The 1,222-nt window shown below is 71.0% G+C and carries 1 protein-coding gene; it reads left to right on the plus strand.

Annotated features, from left to right (window positions below):
- The coding region (locus G6026_RS13910; RefSeq protein WP_182613515.1) for an acyltransferase domain-containing protein at positions 1-1,222 on the plus strand (1,222 nt) is incomplete at both ends.

The raw sequence follows: 1,222 nt of genomic DNA on the forward strand, positions 1-1,222 counted from the left end.
CCTCCGCGCGCTGGCGGCCGGCGACCCCGGCCCCGGCGTCTTCAGCGCGGACGCCCCCGCGGGCACCGGCGACGTCTGGGTCTTCTCGGGCTTCGGCGCACAGCACCGCAAGATGGCCAAGGAGCTGTACCTGTCCAACCCGCTGTTCGCCTCGTGCCTGGACGCGGTGGACGACCTCATCGACTTCGAGGCCGGGTACCGGATGGTCGAGATGTTCCTCGACGACTCCGTCACCTACGAGGTGGAGAACGCGCAGGTCGGCATCTTCGCCGTCCAGGTCGCGCTGGTCGACACGCTCAAGGCGCTCGGCGCCAAGCCGGAGGCCGTGATCGGTCACTCCATGGGCGAGGTCGCCGCCGCCTACGCGGCGGGCGGGCTCAGCCTGGAGGACGCGGTGCGCGTGATCTGCGTGCGCTCACGTCTCATGGGCGACGCCGAGCAGCAGGTCTCGGACGAGGACGCCGGCGCCATGGCGCTGGTCGAGTACTCGGCCGAGGAGATCGCGCAGATCATCGCCGACAACCCGAGGTTCGCCTCGATCGAGCCCGCCGTCTACGCCGCCCCCACCCACACCACGGTCGGGGGTCGTGCCACGCCCGTCGCCGAGTTCGTGGCCTGGGTCGAGGAGCAGGGCAAGTTCGCCCGCCAGCTCCAGGTCCGCGGCGCCGGGCACACCTCGGACGTCGACATGCTGCTGGGTGAGCTGGCCGCCGAGATCGCGGGTCTGGAACCGCGCGAACTCACCTCCGGCCTGTTCTCCTCGGTGGACAAGGAGACCTTCTACCGGGCCGGCCACGAGCCGATCCACGCCGAGGAGTACTGGGTCAAGGGCATGCGGCACTCGGTGTGGTTCACCCACGCCGTGCGCAAGGCCGTCGAGGCCGGGTACGTCACCTTCCTGGAGTTCGCGCCCAACCCGGTCGCCGCGATGTCCGTCGCCGCGACGTGTTTCGACGCCGGCCTCATGGAGCCCAACCTGCTCCACACGCTCAAGCGCAAAGAGTCGGAGGCCGACACCCTGCTCCACGCGATCGCCCAGCTGTACGTCCACGGCCACGAGGTCAACATGGACCAGGTCGTGGAGATGCTGCACGGCTACGTCACCGGTCCGGGGCGCTACGCCGCGGTGCCGGGCACGGCGTGGAAGCGCCGGACGCTGTGGCCGACGGTGACCGCCGGCGGCGGATCGGGGGAGGGCCGCATGCCGGGCTCCCACGTCGCG

This window comes from Dietzia sp. DQ11-38-2, assembly GCF_014145055.1.
Taxonomy (GTDB): domain Bacteria; phylum Actinomycetota; class Actinomycetes; order Mycobacteriales; family Mycobacteriaceae; genus Dietzia.